The organism is Exiguobacterium profundum, assembly GCF_042652865.1.
Classification (GTDB): Bacteria; Bacillota; Bacilli; order Exiguobacteriales; family Exiguobacteriaceae; genus Exiguobacterium; species Exiguobacterium profundum.
This window is the reverse complement of the sequence record NZ_JBHSHG010000004.1, coordinates 42,315-64,598: the sequence shown is the minus strand read 5'-3', so window position 1 is coordinate 64,598 and position 22,284 is coordinate 42,315. Positions and strand designations below refer to the sequence as shown.

Sequence of the window (22,284 nt, the reverse complement as noted above, 5' to 3'; positions counted from 1 at the left end):
GATGATTCGAGTTGTATTAATTGATGATCATGAAATGGTTCGGGCGGGCGTATCTGCCTTTTTATCGACACAACCGGACATCGAAGTCGTCGGCGAAGCATCGGACGGAGCAACGGGAGCCGAGCTTGCGATTGCGGAGAAGCCGGACGTTGTCCTTATGGACTTGGTGATGGAGCCCGTTGACGGAGTCGAATCGACGAAACGAATTAAAGCAAGTTGGAAAGAAGCGAAGATTTTGGTCGTGACGAGTTTCTTGGATGATGAGAAAGTGTATCCCGTCATCGAAGCCGGTGCGATGAGCTATGTCCTCAAGACAGCGAATGCAAATGAAATCGCAGATGCGATTCGTCAAACCGCTGCCGGCAATCCGGTCATGGCCGCCCAGGTAACAGGAAAGATGCTCGAACGACTGCGTCATCCGGAAATGACACTTCATGAGAGTCTCACTGCCCGTGAACGAGAAATCTTGCAACTGATGGCGGAAGGCAAGTCGAATCAAGTGATTGCGGACGAATTGTTCATCTCACTCAAAACAGTGAAGACACACGTGTCGAACATCTTGACGAAGCTTGACGTCTATGACCGGACCCAGGCAGTCGTCTATGCGTTCCAACATAACTTGGTCAGTAAAGGATGAACCGTCTCCCTGTGATTGAAACGGAGCGCCTCCGACTGCGACCTCTCCAAATGGAGGACGGTCCGCACGTATTCGCCATCTTTTCAGATGAACACGTGCTACGCCACTACGGAATGGAGCCACATCGGACGTTAGAAGAAACGGAACAGATGCTGACGCATATGCTCGCACAAATCGAAACAGGTGCGATCATCCGTTTTGCCATCGAGCATCGCGAATCAAAAGCGTTAATCGGGACAATCGGGTTTCACAATCGGGCACCGTCGCATCGGCGTGCCGAGATCGGTTATGAACTCAAACCGGAGTATTGGCGTTCGGGTTATGCGACCGAAGCCCTTCACGCGGCGCTTCAGTTTGCCGTGACGTGTGAAATTGAACGGGTCGGTGCCATCGTCTATGTCGAGAATCTTGCATCCCAACGCATGTTGGAGAAGAATGGATTCTTTCAAGAAGGTCGACTACATAACTATATGCGTCAGCGTGGACAATCTCATGATGTGTATGTCTATAGCTATATGACCCATCAGTCAGTCTGAGCATACCGTTTCTACGGTGTGCTTTTTTCGTTTGTAAGAGAAATAAAATGGGAACCAACTAGAAGTGAGTCAATCAAAGGAGGATGATGAGATGAAAGCAGCATATATCGAACAGTATGGCGGGTCGGATGAGTTTAAAGTAGGGGAACTTGAACAACCGGCAATCGGTGCAGATGACGTATTAATTGAAGTTCATGCCGCAAGCGTCAATCCGGTCGATTGGAAGCTCCGTGAAGGATACTTGAAAGAAATGCTCCATTACGAGATGCCGCTCGTTATCGGGTGGGATGTATCGGGTGTCATCAAAGAAGTTGGGGCGAATGTGACCGAATTAAAGGTTGGAGATGAAGTGTTTAGCCGACCAGAAATCGCGCGCCAAGGCACATATGCCGAGTACGTCGCAGTCGATTCCCATCTTGTCGTCAAAAAACCAGCTTCGCTTAGTTTTGAGGAGGCCGCTTCACTGCCGCTCGTCGCGCATACGGCATGGCAAGTCATGTTCGAAGTGATGGATGCCAAACCGGGTGATCGAATCTTCATCGGAGCCGGTTCAGGTGGTGTCGGAACGGTAGCCATCCAGCTCGCGAAAGCACACGGTTTGTATGTCGTCACATCGACAAGCACGCCGAACGTAGATTGGGTCAAAAAACTTGGAGCCGACGAGGTCATCGACTATAAACAACAAGACCCGGCAGATACTGTCCGCGATATTGATTTCGTATTCGATACGATGGGGGGCGACGGGCAGAGCAAACTCTACCAAATGCTTAAAGAGAATGGGATGCTCGTCTCCATCTCCACACCACCAAATGAAGAGGAAGCCAAACAGGCGAAGGTCCGTGCCGAGTACGTCTTCATGCAACCAACGGGGGAGCGTTTGAAAAAAATTGCGGAAGCTGTTGAAAAAGGCGAACTGAAACCTGTGATTGACCGGGTCTTTGATTTAGAAGATACGAAACTTGCTCATGACTATGGAGAAGAAGGGCATGCCAAAGGCAAAATCATCATCAAAGTGAAATAATCAAAAGAGATGGATTTCCGGAACAAATATCGGAAATCCATCTCTTGTTCATTTCATTTGATAGGCTACCTTATGTGGAGGTCAGCCTTTTTTCTGTGCTTGTATTTGTTCATCGATTTCTGATAGGTAGGTCCAACGTTCCATCTTCGCATCGAGTGTTTCTTTCAGTTCTGCAATCGTCGCATACAACTCATTGACTTTACCAAGGTCACTGCCCGCTGATGCAAGCGTCGCTTCCTGCGCTTCAATCTGTTCTTCAAGTGCGGCGATGTCTTCTTCGATCGTGTCCCATTCCTTCTGTTCTTTGAAGGTGAATTTCACGACTTCCGACTTCACGCGTTCCTTTTTCTCTTTAGGTTCTTTCTCTTTCTTCACTTGACGAACCTCTTCTTGACGCATGGCCAAATAGTCACTATATTCTGCGTGATACACCTGGATGACCCCATCTTCGAAAGCGATCAACTGTCCGGCGATCCGGTCTAAGAAATAGCGGTCGTGACTGACGGCGATGACTGTACCTGGGAAGGACTCCAAATAGTCTTCTAAAACAGACAACGTTTCCGTGTCCAAATCGTTCGTCGGTTCATCAAGGAATAAGACGTTCGGTTCATCCATGAGAATTCGAAGCAGGACGAGACGCCGTTTTTCGCCACCAGATAGCTTCGCAATTGGTTTATATTGCGCGTCCGGTGAGAAAAGGAAACGTTCGAGCATTTGCCCCGCCGTGATGACCTCGCCGTCCGGCGTGTGGATGACTTTGGCGATGCGTTCGATCTCATCGATGACCCGTCGTGACTCGTCTTCAAATTCGACTTGTTGTCCGTAGTAGCCTAAATGAACGGTTTCTCCGTGCACAATCGTACCGTTTGTCGCTTCTAGGCGCTTGGCGAGCAAGTTCATGAGCGTTGATTTCCCACTCCCGTTCGGGCCGACGATCCCGTAGCGTTCACGGCGACCGAAAATCCAATTGAACTGCCGAATGAGAAGGGAGTCATCGTATCCGAAAGATAAATCTTCGACTTCGATGACCTTTTTACCAAGTCGGCGAGATCCGACCGAGACGTCGAGCGTCTCGTCTTCCGCTAAGCTCTCTTGATGTTTCAAGTCTTCGACACGTTGAATGCGTGCCTTTTGTTTGGTTGTCCGGGCTTTCGCGCCACGACGCAACCAAGCGAGTTCGCGACGTAATATATTTTGTCGTTTCTGTTCCATCGATTGTGCCCGAGCTTTTCGCTCGGCACGCTTCTCGAGAAAGAGTTCATAGTTCCCGTTATAGAAGTAACTCGTTCCATCCGCAATCTCCAAAATGTGATTCGTGACACGATTCAAGAAATAGCGGTCGTGGGTGATGAGCAGGATCGCTCCCCGGTAATCGGCAAGCATCGTTTCGAGCCATGCGATTGTATCGGCATCCAGTTCGTTCGTCGGCTCATCTAAGAGCAATAAGTCCGCTTCATCGAGTAACGCTGCGGCGAGCGCGACTCGCTTTTGTTGCCCCCCAGACAAGGCGTTCACATCGATTGACACGTCAGGAAGACCGAGCCGGTTTAAAATCGACTTCAGTTTTGCTTCCGTTTCCCAAGCGTCTGCGGCATCGACGGCCTGTTGGGCTTTCATGAAGCGTTCAAGTAACTGCTCACTTGTCGGGTTCGCTTCGAGTGCTTGTCTGGCGCGCTCGAACTGTTTCAACGCTTGAACGGAAGGAGTATCACTTGTGAATAAAGCGTCAAGGATCGTTTGTCCTTCGTCGAATTGAACCGTTTGAGTCAAGTAGCGAATCCGATAATCGTTCGGATGTTGCATCGTGCCTCGATCTGCTGTCTCGGTACCGGCGATGATTTTCATGAACGTCGATTTCCCCGAACCGTTCACGCCGATAATCCCGATACGGTCTCCGGGATGGATTGTCATCGTCACATCATCAAATAAGACTTTGTCGGCAAACTCTTTATGAATGCCTTCAATCATTAATAAACTCATGCGTTCTCTCCTTCAAGCTGTTGACGAATGGCCGCCTCGACCGTTGCTGCGATTTCCTTGTTCGGCAAATCAGCCGGATCAATCGCAGGTAGGAACGTGACATCGACCGTTGCCGGGGTGATTCGATTTTTGGCTTCTAACAATCTATAACTGCCTTGAATCGCGACTGGAACGATTTTCGCACCACTTGAGGTGGCGAGCGTCAAACTTCCGGCTTTAAACTCCTTCATCGGTCCACCTTTTGAGCGTGTGCCTTCTGGGAAGACAATCATTGATTGACCGGATTGAATTGTTTCGACGCCGGAACGAATGGCTTGAATCGATTGACGACGGTCACTCCGGTCGATGAAGATACACCCCATCAATTCCATCCAACGTGGAATAATCGGGAATTTTTGAACCTCGATTTTCGAGATAAACGCTTTCGGTCGTTTCGTGGCGGTCAACATAATCGGGACATCGAAGTTTCCTTGGTGGTTCGACACGTAGACGACGGGTTCATCCGGAATCTGGTCTTGACCGTGGACACGGATGTCTGCACCCGCAATCTTCAGTAGAAACTGTGCCCATTTATAAGCGATATCTTGTACGTAACGGTAACGCTTTGGCGTTTCGATTTTTTTCGCCTTCTGTAAAAACGGGACGGTGATCGGTAATACGGCAAAAAATGAGAAAAACCATACAGCTGTTCGAATCATTCTATTCTCTCCTCTCATGATGACAACAAGAAAGAGTCTTCTTCTCTTGACGAGAATCCGACCCTTCGGCATGAATCCTTATTCCCAAAAGCGAGAATCGCTCTCTTCTTCCTCTTCTTCGAGCTCGAACGTAATGCGTTTATTCACAGGATCGACGACGAAATAGGCGCCGTCTTGCTCGATACTTTTGATTTGCATGGCCTGATCACTTCCGATTTCGAGAGTGAGACGGATTCGGTTGTCATCATCGACAAGCAAAATACCGTCCTCTTTTAACCAAAGCTCCATGACAGGTGAATAACGAAGTAGCCATTCATTCGATAACGGGATTTCATTCATACGGTTATGTGCCTCCTGCGATTATAAATCCATTGTACGATGTCTGTTCCTACATAGGATACCAAATGTGGCGAGGGAAGACGAGCGTTATGTAGAGCGTTTTCGAGTCGTGGAGTGCATTCTGTCGACGACTCGTTTGATCCGTTTCTGGTTCCGTCTTTCTACAAAATACTCATTTGCCTGCATGAAGAGTTGTTTGAAGGAAGAGAGTCCCATCGCAATTAGAACGGCAAATAAAAATGTTCCGATTGGATCTTTGTACAATTCGGTCTGGAACAAAAAAGCAAGTCCTACGATTGATAAAATGGACGTGAGAAAATAAAAAATCATAGCGGAGTCTCCTTTTCTTAAAGGTATGAAAGAAAAAGGCATGGTCTTTTAATCGTATTCGACTTTTTGAAGGGAAATCCTGTTATGTATTGCAAAGAAAAAAACGCCTTCAGTGGGCTGAATGGCGTTTACTCTTGAGTCATGTAAGTCGAGGATGACGATACATTCGTGTCGACACCGTTTGAGAAAATAAAACTGAGAGATGCGAGTAATGCGAAAAAGGCGACAAGCAATCCTTTTGTAAAACGCTTTGCAAAAGAACGAGACTGTATATCAAACATTTATTATCCCCCGATCAATCCTAAATGAAACCTTATCTATACTGGACACTTCCTATATAATAACGTTTTCAAAAAAAGGATACTAGCAGAAAAAAACACGTTCACAAAAATGTCACAAAATTTTAATAAATCATGTAAGTTCTGTAAACAATCATGATTTCAACAGTCTCAAAACACGTTCACATTTTCGACACATTTATTCAAAATGTTGAAAGAGAACATGATATGATTAGGAACGTGTGTAGATAGGTATACTGACAGTAATAGCTTAGAAAAGGATGTGGGTGTAATGGCATTGCGCGCAGGAGAAGTAGTAGATTTAGTCGCGGAACGTTCTGCTGATTTTGGAGTATTCATTAGTAACGGCCGCGAAGAGGTGCTCCTTCACCGTAAAGAACAAACAGAAGAAGTGACAATCGGTCAAACGGTTCGTGTCTTCTTATATCATGATTCAGAAGGACGTCTCGCATCAACGATGACGATTCCGACCGTTTCATTTGATGAGTATGAATGGTTTGAAGTGACTGGCGTTCGGTATAACACAGGGGTCTTCGTGAATATCGGAATTCAAAAGGACGTTCTCGTTTCGATGGATGACTTACCGGAGAACCGATCATATTGGCCACAAACGGGCGATCAATTGTGTATTCGATTGAAGTATGACCAAAAAGGACGTTTGCTTGGGGACCCTGCACCATATGCGTTCTTGAACTTGTTGGCACGACCGTCGAAAGAAGAATGGAACAACCAGGACGTGCAGGCCATCGTCGTCAATAAACGCGAAGTGGGCGTCAACGTATGGGTCGAAGGGGAATCACTCGGTTTCTTGCATGAGGCTGAGATGACGCGTTGGCCACGTCTCGGAGAACAGTTGACCGTCCGTGTGACGCAGGTCAAACAAGACGGTACGGTCCTCGTTTCGATGAAGCCACGTGCCTATGAGGCGATTGATGGTGATGCGGCGAGCATCCTCTCGTATATTGAAGAACGTGGTGGCCAAATGCCATACGGTGATAAGACATCACCTGACGTCATCGACCGTGAATTCGGAATGAGTAAAGCAGCATTTAAACGAGCGCTTGGAAAACTGTTGAAAGACAAGCAAGTTGAAAAGCTCGACAACGGCTATAAATTGAAATAAGATAACTCATGTTCAGGTGACATGAAAGTTTAAAAATGTATTTCTTTCATTTTAGGAAGAAATACGTTATAGTTAATAAAGTTGACTATGAGGAAACATTGAGAAAACGTCTGTAGATCTGTCAAACTGAACTCAGACGTTTTTTGTATGAACAAAGGAGAATATAATTTGACAAAATTTCAAGACTTACAATTAAGTGAAGCATTAGTAAAAGGTGTACACAAAATGGGCTTCGAGGAAGCTACACCGATCCAAGCTGAGACAATTCCTGTCGCACTCACGGGAGTGGACGTATTAGGACAAGCACAAACAGGTACAGGGAAAACAGCAGCTTTCGGTATTCCGACAATTGAGCGAATCGATTCAAAGGCGCGTCAAGTCCAAGCACTCGTTCTTGCACCGACACGTGAACTTGCGATTCAAGTTGCAGAAGAATTAAACAAAATCGGTGAAACGAAGCGCGTATACGCACTTCCAGTATACGGTGGTCAACAAATCGACCGTCAGATCCGTGGTTTGAAAAAGAACCCGCAAATTGTCGTAGCGACACCAGGACGTCTCATGGACCACATGAAACGTAAGACAATCAAACTCGATGACATTCAAACAGTCATCTTGGATGAAGCAGATGAAATGCTCAATATGGGCTTCGTTGAAGATATCGAAACGATTTTGGCTGGTCTTCCTGAAGAGCGCCAAACGCTTCTCTTCTCAGCGACAATGCCACCACAAATCAAAAAGATTGCTGAGCGCTTCATGAAGTCGCCGACAATCATCAAAGTGAAAGCGAAAGAAATGACAGTTGAGAACATCAACCAACAATTCCTCGAATTGCGTGAAGGTCAAAAATTCGATACACTTTGCCGTTTGATCGACATCGATTCACCAGAACTCAGCATCATCTTCGCTCGTACGAAGAAACGTGTAGATGAAGTGACAGAAGCCCTCATCAAACGCGGATACACTGCAGACGGTCTTCACGGAGACTTAACGCAATCGAAACGTGACCAAGTCATTCGTCGTTTCAAAAACGGAACAATCGATATCTTGGTAGCGACTGACGTAGCTGCACGTGGACTTGATATTTCAGGTGTCACACACGTTTACAACTTCGATGTACCACAAGACCCAGAGAGCTACGTACACCGCATTGGTCGTACAGGCCGTGCAGGTAAGACAGGTACAGCCCTCACGTTCATCACGCCACGTGAATTTGGACAAGTGAAGGCAATCGAGCGTGTGACAAACAAGAAGATGAACCGTCGTCACGTACCGACAATCGCGGAAGTACTTGAAGGAAATCAAAAGCAAGCAGCTGAAGAGTTGATCGAACGCGTTCAAGCGGGCGACTTCAAAGCTTACACGCAACTTGCGACAGAGCTTCTTGAAGAGTACGAAGCAGTTGAAATTCTCGCTGCTGCCCTTCGTGGATTGACGAAAGAGCCAGATTCAACACCTGTTGAAATCTCGTACGCTGAACCAGTTCGTGTGAAACGCCAAGGTGGCCGTGGTGGCGATCGCGGTGGATACCGTGGTCGTAACGACCGTCGTGGCGGTGGCGGTGGCCGTGGTGGCGATCGTCGTGGTGGACGCGGTGGCGAACGTCGTGATGGACGCAGTGGAGACCGTAAAGGATCATTCCGTGGTGACGATCGTCGTCGCTCGGATGACCGTGGTCCACGCCGTCCGCGTGACTAATCATCGTGAAATGCCGCATTTCCCTAAGTGGATTTGCGGCATTTTTTATTGTGTCGTGCTACACTAGTTGAGTAGAGATAGAAGGATGAGGTGTCAACGGATGGTGGAATTAAGTTTCGGTCTCCTTGTGCTGCTTGGTTGTGTAATCGCACTCAAACCAATCGTGTCAAAGACAGACCGTCCTAACTTTCGTTATATCCCCGTGGCGACATTGTTATTTGGAGCGATGATTTTTTTAGTGTTAGCCATTGGAGTAGGCGGAAAGATGGGCATTGCATATGGCGTGGTGAGTATCGCCTATTTTATTGCTTGTTTCGGTGCCTATATGTATGTACACACGCGAACGAGCTGATTGTAGCTCGTTTTCGCATTTAACGAAGAGGTGATGAATTGTGGATGCGGTAGAAGTGATGGTCCATCCTGAAGAAGTGATGGTGACGTATGAACCAATCCTTGGAGCGGCGACGTTTCAAGTGGAAGGATATATGGTACATGGACGATTCCGAGGCGAATCATTGACACCGTTTTTTTATGATGATGACGTTCCCCTCGAGTATCAATTAGACATCGCCCAACGAATGGAGCAACTCGCGGCAGCGCAACTTCGTGACGTCAAACCATTCGTCACGTTCAGATGCCGGTCGGAATGGATTCTCGAAGAAGGGGGAGAAGCCTTTTTAGCCCCACTACGCGAATTGAATTTTCCGTTACACCGTATTTATGTGACCTTACAAGGGACGGACTTAGTCGACGTCCCGCGATTGTCACGTGTCATTCAATACTATCGGTCCTATGGATTGAAAATTGCATTAGACTTTGCCGAATCCACGAGTATCGAAGACATCATGACGCTTGCGCCAGAATTATTGCTCGTCGACCTTGGCACGATGGTCGAGAAAAAGACGTTATCGGTCACCTATCCGAACATGCTTCAGACGATGGAGTATATTGCTTCGAAGCTTGGTGCACCGCTTCTTTACAAATCCATCAACCACATCGGACAGCTTCGTTACGCGTGGCAGCACGGTGGTCGGTATTACATGGGTGGCCTACTAGGCTTGGAAGATGAGATTCCCCAACGAGAAATCAAAGGTATGGGTGTGTTGGCACAAGAAGTGCCTTCCTTCTTTTTACATGACCAGAAACGATTGAATCGCTTGTACGAGCTTGAATTTGAGTTACATCGCCGCATTGGTGAACTAGTTCAATCCGGAAAATGGTCGAGAGACAAGAAAGACGAGTGGATTCAATTCATCGCCCCAAAACTGGAAGAGGTGTTTGTTCGTTATTATATAACGGATAAGACAGGTTTCCAGACGAGTGCGAACGTTTACTGCGTGAATGGAGAATGGCGTGTCGATAATACGTATCGAGGCTATAACTGGAGTTTCCGACCGTATTTCATTCAGACGATGGCGGCGATGGATGTTCGAGGGCGTGGCTATTTATCGGGAGACTATCGTGATTTCAGTTCAAACGAAGTGACGCGAACCTTTAGCTATCCGTTACCGGACGGCATGTTCTTATTTGCCGACATATCCGAGGAGTATTTATATCAAAACCGATTATTGGATTGAAAGGAAGATGGACGATGCTAGATTATGATTACGATGCACTGCGCGAAATCGGGCGAATCGTCGCACTTGCGCGAGATGAGATGGCGAAAGCCGTCAAGCCCGGTATGACGACAAAAGAATTAGATGCGATCGGGCAACGTATTTTAGAAGATGAAGGTGCAGCTTCTGCACCGATTACGATGTACGAATTTCCAGGTTACACATGTATCTCGCTCAATGACGTTGCTGCCCATGGTATTCCGGGAGATGAAGTCATTCAAGAGGGCGATATCGTCAATGTCGACGTCTCCGCTGTGAAGGATGGATATTATGCCGATACGGGACGTACAGTGATTGCGGGGGCGGCGAAGTCACCCCAGCACGAACGTTTGGTCGAAGTATCCTTGACTTCATTAGAAGCGGGACTCAGCAAGGTCAAGGCGGGTGTGAAAGTCAATCAGATCGGGAAAGCAATTTACGCTGACGCGAGAAAGAATGGATTCACGGTCATCCGGAACTTGGCCGGACACGGTCTCGGTCGGACATTGCACGGGGAGCCAGAGACGATCTCGAACTATTATAGTCGAGAAGAAAATCAGTTATTAAAAGCCGGGCAAGTGATTGCTGTTGAGACGTTCATCTCGACAAAGGATGAAATCGTCTATCAATCGGAAGAGGATGGTTGGACGCTCTTTACTCCGAACAAGAGTCTTGTTTCGCAGTTCGAGCATACAGTTGTTGTCACAGAAGATGGATATGAAGTGTTAACGGGATCGTTCCGTTAACGTAAAAAGGTGTGGTTCTCGTGAACCGCACCTTTTTCATGTTTGCAATGTAATCACTTCTTCGCGTAACCGTTCAATCACATTCCAATCTGGTTGTACGGAATCCGGAAGAGTCAATTTTCCATTCTCCACTTCAAGCGGGGTATCGAGTAAATCTTGCTCGAAATAAGCGCTCGTGCCTGACATGTCCGCGGGGAAGCTCGCGCCGCTTAACGAAGCAAACAAGAGTGTATGATATCTTCCGATACCGGATTCATACATGCCACCGACCCAGTATGGCGTTCCGTGTTTTCGAATGTGGAGCGCCTCGCTAAGCCCACCGACACGTGCGGGTTTAATGTTAACAATCTTCCCCGCACCGAGTTGTGCCATCGTATCCACGTCGTCATAAGACGTGATGGATTCGTCGAGACAAATGGGGGTCGTGAGTTTTGCTTGGAGAGCCGCTGATTTTGTGAATTGTCGGCTTGGGTACGGTTGTTCGATCATCAATAACCGATGGGCATCGAGTTGTTCGAACCATTCCATCGGTTGATCGGACGCACTTCCGTTTAAATCAATCATGAGAGGCGCGTCAGAGAAGACCGCGCGAATCTCACGTAGGGCAGGAACCAGTTCATTAGGAGATGCCTTTAATTTGATGCGTTCGAATCCGTCAGCTAATGCCGTCTCGATGGATTTCATCGTTTGATTCAGTAACCCAATCCCGATTGTTCGTCCGCAGGAAACGGAATCTCCGGCGCTCATGAATGACTTGAGTGATTTGTTCGCGCGCGTTGCTTCAATCTCCCAGAGTGCACTTTCCCACATCGCCTTTGCCATGTGCTGACCGATGATGGACGAGACCAAGTTCGGAAACACGTCCGTTGTGACCGTCATCCCTTTCAGTAAATTGAGAATTAGTTTAGACGTATCGATCATGGATTGGGTCGTTTCTTCCGTATACCAAGGTGTTTCGAAAGCGGCACCTTCTCCGTATCCGATGACACCGTCTACGGTCTCTAGACGGAGGATAAGCGTTCTTCGGACAGATAAGACGGCGTGTGCCGTCACAATCGGGTGTTTAAACGTCAAAGGGACGATGGAAAGCTCAGCACGTTTGATCATGACAGTAGCTCCTTTAAGCGATGGCGCATTAATTTTCCGTTCGCGTTTCGTGGTAAATTCGGTGCGTAGTGGATGGCGATCGGGTGCTTATATTTAGCCAACTGTGAGTCGAGAACATGCTGCATCTCGGCTGGATCATAGGAGCCGACGACGAAGGCGATCGGGACTTCTCCCCAAGTCGGATGCGACTGTTTCGTGACGCCGACGTCTTGAACACCGGCACAGCGTAACATGGCGGCTTCGATTTCAGCCGGATAAACATTTTCACCACCTGAAAGAATAAGGTCGGTTCGGCGATCGTGTACATATAAATAGCCATCCCTCATCGTGCCGAGGTCACCCGTTCGCCAATAACCATCGGGTGTCCAAGCATCTGATTCAGGTTGTTCGAAGTATCCCTTCGTCACAGTTGGTCCCTTTACTTCGATTTCTCCGTCTGAATTAATTCGAATACTTGTTGGGGCGATTGCCTGACCACTCGAACCGATATGCGAGAGCGCTTCGCTCGGGAGCAGCGTGGCGACTTGAGAACACGTCTCGGTCATCCCGTATGTCTGAGCAATCGGTAACTTGCGTCGTTCTGCTTCTTCTAGTAATGAGCGCGGGACGGGTCCGCCTCCGACGAGTAACGTGCGAAGTCGGTGCTTTTTCAGGCCAGCATCGAGCAATCGTTGCAGCATAATTGAGACGAGTGATAGCTGGGTGATGCCTTCTGTCTCGATGACGTGAAGTGTTCGATCGACATCGAATCGTGGCTCGACATAGAGCGTCGAACCGATGATGGCACTCCGATACACTTGAGACAGTCCACTCATGTGAAAGAGCGGGGTCACCGCGAGCATCCGGTCTGATGGACGATAGTCTAAATGCGCTTCAGCGGCTCGGGCACTAGCGAGGTGATTCCCGTACGTCTGTTGCACCGCTTTGGCTCGACCCGTCGTTCCGGACGTAAACATGAGAGACATGGTTTCATCTTCATTCCACTCATGGGTCACGGTGAAACATGAAGTGGTCCGGCGTGTGATCAGGAGTTGGGTGATAGACAAATCGATTTCTACGTCAACGAGAAGGAGGTCCACTTTTGCTGTTTGTAGCTGAGTACGCACTTCCTCTTCGGTCAGCCGTGTATTCAACGGAACAAGCACTTTTCCGAGCAGATGTACTGCATGAACGGCAATGACATAGTCTTTGCTGTTTTTAGCGAATATGCCAATTCGTTTGGCAGTGGGTGTCTGTTCATGGATGAACTGGGCAAGTTGAAGGCTTTCCGTGCGTAGCATTGCCCATGTCAATCGATCGTCAGCTGTCACAAGGGCGAGATGTGACGCTGGGTGTTTCCGAATCCATTCATACATAGCTGTCACCTCCAAAAAAAGAGTAGCGAAATCGCTACTCTCTCAACAATTAAGGGAAACGTGGGAATTGACCGAAGTCAGGGTCACGTTTTTCTTTGAACGCATCGCGTCCTTCTTTTGCTTCATCTGTCGTGTAGTAGAGAAGCGTTGCGTCTCCAGCGAGTTGCTGAAGTCCGGCAAGACCATCTGTATCTGCGTTCATTGCTGCTTTCAAGAAGCGAAGCGCTGTAGGTGAGTGTTGTAAGATTTCTTGGCACCACTTGATCGTTTCTGCTTCGAGTTGATCGAGTGGGACCACCGTGTTGACGAGTCCCATGTCGAGTGCTTCTTGTGCATCGTATTGACGGCAAAGGTACCAGATTTCACGAGCTTTCTTATGGCCGATGATCCGTGCCAAGTATCCAGAACCGTATCCTGCATCGAACGAACCGACTTTAGGACCTGTTTGTCCGAAGCGAGCATTGTCCGCTGCAATCGTCAAGTCACAGACGACATGAAGAACGTGTCCTCCGCCGATTGCGAAACCTGCGACCATGGCGATGACCGGTTTTGGAATGACACGAATCAAGCGCTGAAGGTCGAGGACGTTCAAGCGTGGGATTTCATCTTCCCCGACATAGCCGCCATGTCCACGAACTTTTTGGTCCCCACCTGAACAGAATGCCTTTTCGCCTTCACCTGTCAAGATGATGACGCCGACTTCTTTATCGTCGCGCGCGCGAGCGAATGCATCAATCAATTCATTGACCGTCAACGGACGGAATGCATTGCGCACTTCGGGACGGTTGATGGTGATTTTGGCAATCCCGTTCCACGTTTCATATTTAATGTCTTCATACGTCCGGACCGATGTCCAGTTCGCTACTGATTCCATTTTAAATACCCCCTAAAATCAATTTCTTTATTATTGTACCAAACTCTGATGCATTCTCGATATGAGGAGCATGCCCTGCGTTTGAAATTTCATAGATTTTAATATCTGGTCGCTCTTCCTGCATGTGTCTTGCGATGGCTTTGAACTTGAGATCGTCTGACCCGACAATCAAGTCGGTACGGGGGAGACGCTGCAATGTGCCCCATAAGGACGGCATATGTCCCGTACCGATTGACCGCAAACTGTTTGCGAGGGCATTCGGGTGTTGGGCGAGCCGATCTTTTCGGAGTGAACGTTTCATGTCTTCCGTCTGTCGCCAAAGCGGAAGGTTCTCCCAACGATTCACGAATGCAGCGATACCCTTGGTTTCAATCAAGTGAGCCAATTCTGCATCTTGGCGGCGGCGTGCGGCTCGTTCCTTAGAAGTGAGCAGACCGGGGGTCGTGCTGATCCCGATGACGTGTTCGACACGCTCGTCGCATGCGGCGAGTGTCAATGCGATTCTCCCACCGAGTGAATAGCCGACGACTGTCCAAGGTCGGTCGTCCGTATCCAGTAAGCGGGACAAATCTTTAACTTGCTGACTCATTGTCGAACGATTGACTGAAGGGCGCTCCGTTGCGCCGTGTTGGAGGAGCGACGGTGACACAAGACGAATCGGTAATGCAGGGAGCGAATCGACCCAATGGGCGTTTCCGGTGAATCCGTGTAAAAATAATACCGGTTTTCCCTCACCGCGATGAATCACTTCATAACGTACGCCACGTAAATCGATGTTCATGATTCGTTCTCCGTGATGAGGCGAGCGCAGACAGATTGTGTCCAACCTCGATGGATCGTCACATTTTCCTCACGATTCGATGGGAATTCGATTAAATGAACGCCATCTTCAATCGCTTCTTGAATTTCATCCGGTCGTTCAATTAGACGATACGATAAGCCATATGTGTCAGCGAATCCACGGATATTTAAATCAAGCGGTGTGCCGAACAGATCTTCGAACAACTGTGTGTCGACAGAAGCCTGCGGGAGGAAGGAAAATATCCCTCCACCGTTATTGTTAGCAATCACGACGGAAAATTTTCCAGGATGATGCTTTAACAGTTGCAAGGCGTTGCTATCGTGATAGAACGCTAAATCACCGATCAATAGAGCGCCGTGAGACGTATCATAACTGCTTCCGAGTGCAGTGGATAACACACCATCAATTCCGTTTGCGCCTCGATTGGCGAGAACGTGGATGTTCGTGCCAGCAGACAGTGATGTATCTACATCTCGAATCGGCATGCTATTACTGACGAATAGACGCTCGATTGATGTATCAAGCAATCGTTTCGTCAATTCCGCTTCACCTTGAAGTGACGATTTTGCAGACTCGGCAACCTCTTCAAAAAAGCGTAAACGTTCAAGGTATCGAGGTTCGTTTACGGATGCGATGAGCGGTAGAAAATCGAGTGCGTCGCCGTAACAGATCGTGGCACGACTACTTGGGTCGCGATAAGATCCCGGTTCATCGATGACGAGTTGGTCCGCCATGGCCATCCATTGATTGAATCGTTTCGAAACAGGTGCAGCCCCGACACGGATGAACACCTCGGGTAGCCAATCGGTCCGATGCTCACTTGCGAGCCACGTGTCATAGTTGGTCAAGACGCCGTCGAAACGTCGCATGCCGCTGAGAGGATCGGCGAAAATCGGGATCTGTCGCTCGGAAGCAAATTCAACGATGGATTTCTGCCAAGATGTCGGGGTGTAAGGTCCGACGACGAAGGCGAGTTGTTTGTGACTCGTCCGTTCTGAGAAAATGTCTTTATCCGCCTGTGTCGGCCGGATACGCTGTCGTTCTGGCAAGACAGGGTCAGCCTTCAATATCTGTTTCAATGACTCGATATCCGGAAGCAGTGGTTCTCGGAACGGCACATTCAAATGAACGGGTCCCATCGGTGCTTGCATCGACAGATTCGTGAAACGGGTAATCGTTTGTTGCATAAACGATAACGTCGCCTCCTCTGGAACGGGCAAATCAACGCTTGTCTTCACTTGTTCCCCGTAGAGGCGGACTTGATTGATTGCTTGTGGAGCCCCGACATTACGCAGTTCATAGGGACGGTCGGTCGTCAGTACGACAAGTGGCAACTGCGATATGAACGCTTCTGTCACAGCCGAATAGTAGTTTGTTGCCGCCGTTCCACTTGTGCAAATCAATGCGACCGGGCGAATTGTTTCAGACGTACGGGTCAGTCCAAGAGCAAAAAATCCGGCAGATCGTTCATCGACGATGATGTGATGACGAATCTGAGGATGAAGATATGCCGCTACAGCGAGCGGAGTCGAGCGGGATCCTGGGCTGATGACTACGTCTTTTACACCGGACGCAACAAGCCGATTTACCATGGATGCGACCCAATCGGTCAAAACCTTATTCATCTAGGGTGCCTCCTTGATCGTGTAAATCAAACTGTAAAGCTTGTTTGATTGGACTCATTTTTATTTCTGTTTCTTCGAGCTCTTGCTCGAGTGCAGAGTCTTTCACAATCCCACATCCAGCATACAGTGCGACGAATTGGTGTTGAACGAGTGCAGAGCGGATTGCCACGACAAACTCGCCGTCGCCTTCATTGTCTACCCAACCAAACGGAGACCCGTACCACCCGCGGTCGAATCGCTCGATTTCACGAAGCAATCGGACCGATGTCCGCTTCGGAGAGCCGCCGAGTGCTGGCGTTGGATGTAGCGATTCCGCAAGTGACAGCAAGGAAGCATTTGTTTCGAGTGTCGCTTGAATTGGGGTGTGTAGATGGAACACCGAGCGATTTGCCAAAATTTGCGGAGTATCTCGTGTTTGAATCGGTGCAGTATAGGGTGTCAACGCCTGCTTGATGTCTTTCACGACAATTTGATGCTCCTCACGATTTTTTGAATCGTTTAGGAGTTTCTCTTTCGCAATTTCTGCCTCGATCTCGGTTTTCGGACGCTTGATTGTCCCGGCGATGGCAGCCGTGTTCAGTTGCATGCCTTCTTTTTGAATCAATCGTTCAGGAGTCGCCCCAAAGAAACCAGTGTCACGCTTTGGTTGATACAAATAGATGTAACTAGATTCTTGATGATCTGCTAAATGCTTCAAACTTTTTGAGAAGGGGAACGCATCATCGGAACGCTGATAAATTTCTTCGCGGGCAATCACGATTTTTTCAACTCGTTCTTCTTCAATCAACTGTTTAGCCTGTTGGAAACTGGACTTGAAGTGATCGACCCCATCTTTCACTTTTGTATAAGACGGCGTCGCTTCTTCCGTCGGACGAAGTGAACTGAACTGGGCCAACTGATCTGCCAATTGAATCAAATACTGTTCGACCGACTGCTTCGAAGAGACGAGAGTGGCCACTGTCAACGTGTGTCGGTCTTTATAGCGACGGTATAAAAATTTTGGGACGACGAGTGATGCCTCCCCAAAGGCATCCCACATACTTTTTTGTGGTCGCATAAACGTGTCGAATGAAAAACCGGCGAACGCGTGGATTGTCGCATCGACATCTCGTCGGTGAAGACTCCAATCGTATTGAAGTCGCTGAAATCGTTCGGGTCCAGAAGCGCTCAAGACGAGTGCATCCCCGCAACCTAGCATTTCGAGCGTCCGGTCTGGTGTCATGAAATAATAATGGGACGTATCGGTGTTCTGGATGATTTGAAAAGCATCGAACGCCGAGATTTCCCATGTGTATGATGCGAGGACAGGCCGTTGCCAAGCTCGAGCCCGTTTATGGGCCTGCTCAATTCGCTGTTTTATATGTGTTTGAGTATCTGGCATAAAAGAAAAGCCTCCTCAATCCGATAGAATTCTCAATCTTTAGTGTATCATGAGTTCGCAATACACCTGCCTATGAAATGCTCGGGAAATGATCAAGAATCTAGGATAATGGGCTGGCGTTGACAGATTTTTTCATCGAGACGTAAACTAACGAAGGGAGGGAACGAAATGAAACAGAAATCGAAAGGGGCATATTGGCGAATGATTCGCCCGCATACCCTGACCGCAAGCTTTATTCCGGTCTTGCTCGGGACGTTCATCGTCCTCGATCAAACCGAACTCAAGTGGGGACTTTTCCTTGCCATGTTAGTGGCATCTGTCCTTATTCAAATCGCGACGAACTTATTTAACGAGTATTATGACTACAAGCGTGGTCTTGATCATGAGGGGTCCATCGGAATCGGAGGCTCCATCGTACGTGATGGATTTACACCACAGCAAGTATTAGCGATTGCGCTCGGCATGTATACGATTGCGGCACTACTCGGGCTCTACATTGCGGCATCCACAAGCTGGCATTTGCTTTGGATCGGCGCCTTGTCTATGCTTGTCGGCTACTTATATACTGGAGGGCCGCTACCGATTGCCTATACGCCGTTTGGTGAAATTGTCGCTGGGCTATTCATGGGATATGTCATCATCGGGATTGCCGGCTTTATCCAAATCAATACGGTGACTACGGAGTTGCTACTCGTGTCGTTCCCGATGGCCTTATTGATAGGGGCGATCTTACTTGCGAATAACATCCGTGATTTAGATAACGATAAAGAGAATGGCCGAAAAACGATTGCGTGTCTGGTCGGTCATCGACGTGCGGTGTATGTATTGGCAGCGTTCTTTATCGCGGCATTAGTCGGCATCATCGTCGCCGTCATGTTTTATGGCGTCACTCCATGGGTCTTGCTGTCACTCTTAACGGTGCCGGTCATGATCCGGGCGATTCAACGGTTTTGGCAGAAGGCAGAACCGGCCGCGTTGATGCCTGCCATGGCGATGACAGCGAAAGTCAATACGCTGTTCGGGGCGTGGATGGTCGTCGGACTCATCGTTTCAAGATTTGTGTTGTAAAAAAGAGGAGGCGTTAACGTGTCAGTCGTAAAAGAAATGCTTGAATTCAATAAACGTTTCGTAGAGGAAAAACAGTACGAACCGTTCGTATCTGATAAATTCCCGGATAAAAAAATCGTCATTTTGACGTGTATGGATACACGTTTGACGGAACTATTACCTCAAGCGCTAGGACTTAAGAACGGAGACGCTAAAATCATTAAAAATGCGGGTGCGGTCTTGTCGCATCCATTCGGTTCGGCCATGCGATCGATTTTGGTCGCACTCTATGCGCTAGGAGCAGAAGAAGTTGTCGTTGTCGGACATTACGATTGTGGGATGGCGGCGATTGAACCGACTGTCGTCATCGAAGAGATGGAGCGTCGTGGAATCGACCCGCAAACGTTGAAGACGCTAAAGTCTTCAGGAATGGATTTGGAGCAGTGGCTACATGGATTTGATTCAGTTGAAGAGAACGTCGTTCATTCTGTTAACCTGATCAATAACCATCCACTGTTACCACCAGGAACGAATGTACACGGATTCGTGATTGACCCGGCGACGGGACGTCTTGATCCGATTGAAGCATAAGAAAGGAGCGCGTTCACCTTGAACGTGCTCCTTTTGAATTATCCGTACGTGTTCGTCGGGATGTCGTCAAAGTTATCTTCCTCTTGCTTTTGTTTCGCTTTCTTTTTGTTCTTTTTGAAGTCGCGTTCGTATTCCTGTTCACTCGGTGTCTTGAAGAAGCGCATCCATGTCGCGTTGATTTCAGATCCGATTAAAATAATCATCCCGGTTAATTGTAACCAGAGCAACGTGACGATGATTCCTCCGAGTGAACCGTAAGTCGAGTCGTAACTCCCAAAGTTTGAAACGTATAGGCTGAAACCGAATGAGACGACTTGCCAACCGATGACACCGAAGATGGCACCGGGGATAGTGCTTTTCCAAAAGACGTGCTGTTGTGGAGATACTTTATAAAAAATCGAGAGCGTTAAAATGAGGACAACCGTCGTAAGGACATATCGAAACACGTTGATCATCATTTCTTCGGCTCCGGTGATATTGACGGGTAAATGCTCAGTGACGAACGAAATGATTTGAGAACCAAATACGTTCGATAGAATCAGCAGTAGCATCCCGATTCCAAGGAGAATCGTCAATCCGAGTGCCAACCCTTTTTTCACAAAAAAGTTACGTTCATTATCTTCACCATAAGCATGAAGGGAGGTCGTGATGAGACGGTCGACCCCTTTTGCGGCGGACCAAATCGCCAAAATCGCACCGAGCGATAAAAGACCGCCTCGCGGTTCGCCGATTGCTTCGAAAATTCCCGTTAAAAACCCGGAAGCTGCGGACCCGGGTGCCAAATCGTTCAATTGATTCTGAAACGAATCTTGTGAGACATCGAAAAAGGACAAGAGCGCCAAAATAAAGATGATTCCAGGAAAAATGGATAAAAACCAAAAGAATGCGAGGGTAGCCCCGTAGTCTTGTACATCATGCTCTTGAAATCGTCGAAATAACTCTTTCCCAAATGAAAGCCAATTCTTTTTTTCCTTCACTTCTGTCATTGCCATTATAAAACCCTCCTGACTCAATCGTTAAAAAACGTTTCCCGATTTCGGCAGGGTGTACACCTGATTACTCCTCCGATAAGGTCAAATCATAAAAGCGTTCCTCATGTGAGGCGAGTTTTTCAGCAAGTGAAGGTGGACGAACGGGGAGATGAGGGAGTGCAGACCGTTTGATCCACATCGGTGTATACGATCCGTTAGTCTGTTCTTCTTGGAACTCTTCACCTGTCCCGGTTCCGAATTCACCACCTGTCATCTTCGCCCAATAATAAGGATTTAACTCATTATTAAACGCAACATGGGCAGCGACACCTTCTAGTTCTACGTGAACACCGAGTTCTTCAAATGCTTCACGTACGGCTGTTTCTTCTGTTGTATGCCCATATTCGACTCCGCCACCTGGAAAAACATAATAGAGGACGTTTTCTTTCTCGCGACGGATCAAAGCCACTTCATCTTGATCATTCATTAAAATAATCGCGCTTCTTAATTTCGTTCGAACCACTGAGATCGTTCCTTTCGTTCCTGTAATTTTGCACAAAACGCACCGACGATTTGCCGATGCGTTCTTTTCATTCTTGCGTAGGTTGTTCTAATGATGTGTACATTTCTTGCGTCAATCCGTTCTCGTGAGAGGCGATGACTTTTCCTGCGACGCGCATGCCCAATCGAAGCGCCTCTTCAATCGAATGTTGTTTCATGAGCTCCGAGATGACAGCGGAGAAGAATGAATCACCCGCTCCTGTGGAGTCGGCGACTTTCACTTTTGTCGTCGGGACGTGACCTTGTTCGTTCGTACGAAGGTCGACATATACAGCGCCAAGCTCACTCATCGTGACGATTGTGAGGGGAGCACCTTTCATGGCGAGTACTTCCGCGACGCGAAGGGCATCGTCCACTGTGACGATTGACATGTCGGACAAAATTTCCGCTTCCTCACGACTGCAGATGAATCCTGTGAATCCTTGAAGCAAATGACGGTTTCGTTCGATGACGGATAGATGGCCACAGACACCATAAAGCGGTAAATCCATTTCACGGCATAGTTCAATCGTCTCGTTCAAGACGTTGACTGATAAGTCTAAATCGATGGCGACTGCGTCGCTCTCTTCGAAGACCGTATCGATTTGACGTAAAATCGCTTCTTCCATACGGGCTTCGTCTGGTTGTTTCGAAATAGATGTTTGAAGATCGCCGTTGTTGTCCATTACAGCGAGCCACATTCCCATACCATTATCGTCAAGCATGTCGACCCCATCGACGTTTACATTCAAGCAACGTAATTCTTCGAGGACACCGACACCGATTTGGTCGTTCGTGACGGTCGAGACGAAGCGGACATCGTTGCCGAGCACACCTAAGTTTTGAGCAACGTTTCGACCTGTTCCGCCATTAGAAAAAGTGATGTCGCCGACATTCTTCGCATCTTTGTGGAGCGGTGCGAAGGAAGTCCCTTTAATATCGACAAACACCTTGCCGATGACTGCAATCGTATTCATATCTTGTACCAC

The 22,284-nt window shown here is 48.1% G+C and carries 23 protein-coding genes; 10 read left to right on the top strand and 13 right to left on the bottom strand.

Annotation, left to right across the window (positions count from 1 at the left end):
• Position 1 precedes the first annotated feature (1 nt).
• The 3 genes from ACFO4U_RS12785 (at position 2) to ACFO4U_RS12775 (ending at position 2,194) form a co-directional block, all read left to right on the top strand.
• Positions 2-637, top strand: a complete 636-nt coding sequence (locus ACFO4U_RS12785) for a response regulator (RefSeq protein ID WP_015880838.1) — start codon at positions 2-4, stop codon at positions 635-637.
• Positions 638-648: 11 nt separating this feature from the next.
• Entirely contained in the window at positions 649-1,173 is a 525-nt protein-coding gene (locus tag ACFO4U_RS12780; protein ID WP_236548972.1) for a GNAT family N-acetyltransferase, read from the top strand.
• 91 nt (positions 1,174-1,264) lie between these two features.
• A complete protein-coding gene (locus ACFO4U_RS12775; RefSeq protein WP_196431557.1) occupies positions 1,265-2,194 on the top strand; it encodes an NADP-dependent oxidoreductase in 930 nt (309 codons plus the stop codon).
• Positions 2,195-2,275: 81 nt separating this feature from the next.
• On the opposite strand, the gene ACFO4U_RS12770 is transcribed toward ACFO4U_RS12775, so the two are convergent.
• From ACFO4U_RS12770 to ACFO4U_RS12755, 4 genes are all read right to left on the bottom strand, one after another.
• A complete protein-coding gene (locus tag ACFO4U_RS12770) occupies positions 2,276-4,174 on the bottom strand; it encodes an ABC-F family ATP-binding cassette domain-containing protein (RefSeq protein ID WP_215244348.1) in 1,899 nt (632 codons plus the stop codon).
• Positions 4,171-4,872, bottom strand: coding sequence for a lysophospholipid acyltransferase family protein (locus tag ACFO4U_RS12765; RefSeq protein WP_159563566.1), 702 nt, complete (start codon positions 4,870-4,872; stop codon positions 4,171-4,173). The genes ACFO4U_RS12770 and ACFO4U_RS12765 overlap by 4 nt, the downstream gene beginning before the upstream one ends.
• Before the next feature lie 78 nt (positions 4,873-4,950).
• Positions 4,951-5,211 carry a hypothetical protein gene (locus ACFO4U_RS12760; protein ID WP_015880843.1) on the bottom strand — a complete coding sequence of 87 codons (261 nt, stop codon included), beginning with the start codon at positions 5,209-5,211 and terminating at the stop codon, positions 4,951-4,953.
• A gap of 87 nt (positions 5,212-5,298) precedes the next feature.
• Positions 5,299-5,541 (bottom strand): hypothetical protein, encoded by a 243-nt coding sequence (locus tag ACFO4U_RS12755; RefSeq protein WP_074037731.1) that lies wholly within the window; start codon positions 5,539-5,541, stop codon positions 5,299-5,301.
• A gap of 570 nt (positions 5,542-6,111) precedes the next feature.
• Between ACFO4U_RS12755 and ACFO4U_RS12750 the strand changes: the two genes are divergently transcribed.
• The 5 genes from ACFO4U_RS12750 (at position 6,112) to map (ending at position 11,002) form a co-directional block, all read left to right on the top strand.
• Positions 6,112-6,963: a CvfB family protein gene (locus ACFO4U_RS12750; RefSeq protein WP_074037730.1), complete on the top strand. Its 852-nt coding sequence runs from the start codon at positions 6,112-6,114 to the stop codon at positions 6,961-6,963.
• A 168-nt stretch (positions 6,964-7,131) separates the two neighbouring features.
• On the top strand, positions 7,132-8,661 hold the full coding sequence (locus ACFO4U_RS12745) for a degradosome RNA helicase CshA (RefSeq protein ID WP_015880846.1): 1,530 nt from the start codon (positions 7,132-7,134) through the stop codon (positions 8,659-8,661).
• A 100-nt stretch (positions 8,662-8,761) separates the two neighbouring features.
• Entirely contained in the window at positions 8,762-9,013 is a 252-nt protein-coding gene (locus ACFO4U_RS12740) for a hypothetical protein (protein ID WP_015880847.1), read from the top strand.
• A gap of 40 nt (positions 9,014-9,053) precedes the next feature.
• A complete protein-coding gene (locus ACFO4U_RS12735; protein ID WP_074037729.1) occupies positions 9,054-10,238 on the top strand; it encodes an EAL-associated domain-containing protein in 1,185 nt (394 codons plus the stop codon).
• 14 nt (positions 10,239-10,252) lie between these two features.
• Entirely contained in the window at positions 10,253-11,002 is a 750-nt protein-coding gene (gene map, locus ACFO4U_RS12730; protein WP_074037728.1) for a type I methionyl aminopeptidase, read from the top strand.
• 36 nt (positions 11,003-11,038) lie between these two features.
• Here the strand turns inward: map and menC are convergent, their stop codons facing one another.
• From menC to ACFO4U_RS12700, 6 genes are read right to left on the bottom strand one after another with little or no spacing between them, the layout of a single operon-like run.
• Positions 11,039-12,109 carry an o-succinylbenzoate synthase gene (menC, locus tag ACFO4U_RS12725; protein WP_074037727.1) on the bottom strand — a complete coding sequence of 357 codons (1,071 nt, stop codon included), beginning with the start codon at positions 12,107-12,109 and terminating at the stop codon, positions 11,039-11,041.
• Complete coding sequence (menE, locus tag ACFO4U_RS12720) at positions 12,106-13,464, bottom strand: o-succinylbenzoate--CoA ligase (RefSeq protein ID WP_074037726.1); 1,359 nt, start codon at positions 13,462-13,464, stop codon at positions 12,106-12,108. Before menE ends, menC begins: the two co-directional genes overlap by 4 nt.
• A 49-nt stretch (positions 13,465-13,513) precedes the next feature.
• Positions 13,514-14,338 (bottom strand): 1,4-dihydroxy-2-naphthoyl-CoA synthase, encoded by an 825-nt coding sequence (menB, locus tag ACFO4U_RS12715; RefSeq protein WP_015880852.1) that lies wholly within the window; start codon positions 14,336-14,338, stop codon positions 13,514-13,516.
• Position 14,339: 1 nt separating this feature from the next.
• Positions 14,340-15,119, bottom strand: coding sequence for an alpha/beta fold hydrolase (locus ACFO4U_RS12710; protein WP_074037725.1), 780 nt, complete (start codon positions 15,117-15,119; stop codon positions 14,340-14,342).
• Positions 15,116-16,765 carry a 2-succinyl-5-enolpyruvyl-6-hydroxy-3-cyclohexene-1-carboxylic-acid synthase gene (gene menD / locus ACFO4U_RS12705; RefSeq protein ID WP_215244349.1) on the bottom strand — a complete coding sequence of 550 codons (1,650 nt, stop codon included), beginning with the start codon at positions 16,763-16,765 and terminating at the stop codon, positions 15,116-15,118. Before menD ends, ACFO4U_RS12710 begins: the two co-directional genes overlap by 4 nt.
• The gene (locus ACFO4U_RS12700; RefSeq protein WP_074037723.1) at positions 16,758-18,146 is read right to left on the bottom strand and encodes an isochorismate synthase; all 1,389 of its coding nucleotides are present in this window, start codon (positions 18,144-18,146) and stop codon (positions 16,758-16,760) included. The genes menD and ACFO4U_RS12700 overlap by 8 nt, the downstream gene beginning before the upstream one ends.
• A 168-nt stretch (positions 18,147-18,314) precedes the next feature.
• On the opposite strand from ACFO4U_RS12700, the gene ACFO4U_RS12695 reads away from it, so the two are divergent.
• Together ACFO4U_RS12695 and ACFO4U_RS12690 are read left to right on the top strand one after the other, a co-directional pair.
• Positions 18,315-19,214, top strand: a complete 900-nt coding sequence (locus ACFO4U_RS12695; protein WP_214691489.1) for a 1,4-dihydroxy-2-naphthoate polyprenyltransferase — start codon at positions 18,315-18,317, stop codon at positions 19,212-19,214.
• 36 nt (positions 19,215-19,250) lie between these two features.
• Complete coding sequence (locus ACFO4U_RS12690; RefSeq protein ID WP_074037968.1) at positions 19,251-19,784, top strand: beta-class carbonic anhydrase; 534 nt, start codon at positions 19,251-19,253, stop codon at positions 19,782-19,784.
• Positions 19,785-19,822: 38 nt separating this feature from the next.
• On the opposite strand, the gene ACFO4U_RS12685 is transcribed toward ACFO4U_RS12690, so the two are convergent.
• From ACFO4U_RS12685 to ACFO4U_RS12675, 3 genes are all read right to left on the bottom strand, one after another.
• Positions 19,823-20,776, bottom strand: a complete 954-nt coding sequence (locus ACFO4U_RS12685) for a YihY/virulence factor BrkB family protein (RefSeq protein WP_215244350.1) — start codon at positions 20,774-20,776, stop codon at positions 19,823-19,825.
• A 64-nt stretch (positions 20,777-20,840) separates the two neighbouring features.
• A complete protein-coding gene (locus ACFO4U_RS12680) occupies positions 20,841-21,278 on the bottom strand; it encodes an NUDIX domain-containing protein (RefSeq protein WP_051829356.1) in 438 nt (145 codons plus the stop codon).
• 67 nt (positions 21,279-21,345) lie between these two features.
• The gene (locus ACFO4U_RS12675) at positions 21,346-22,272 is read right to left on the bottom strand and encodes a carbohydrate kinase family protein (protein ID WP_031421089.1); all 927 of its coding nucleotides are present in this window, start codon (positions 22,270-22,272) and stop codon (positions 21,346-21,348) included.
• Positions 22,273-22,284: the final 12 nt, after the last annotated feature.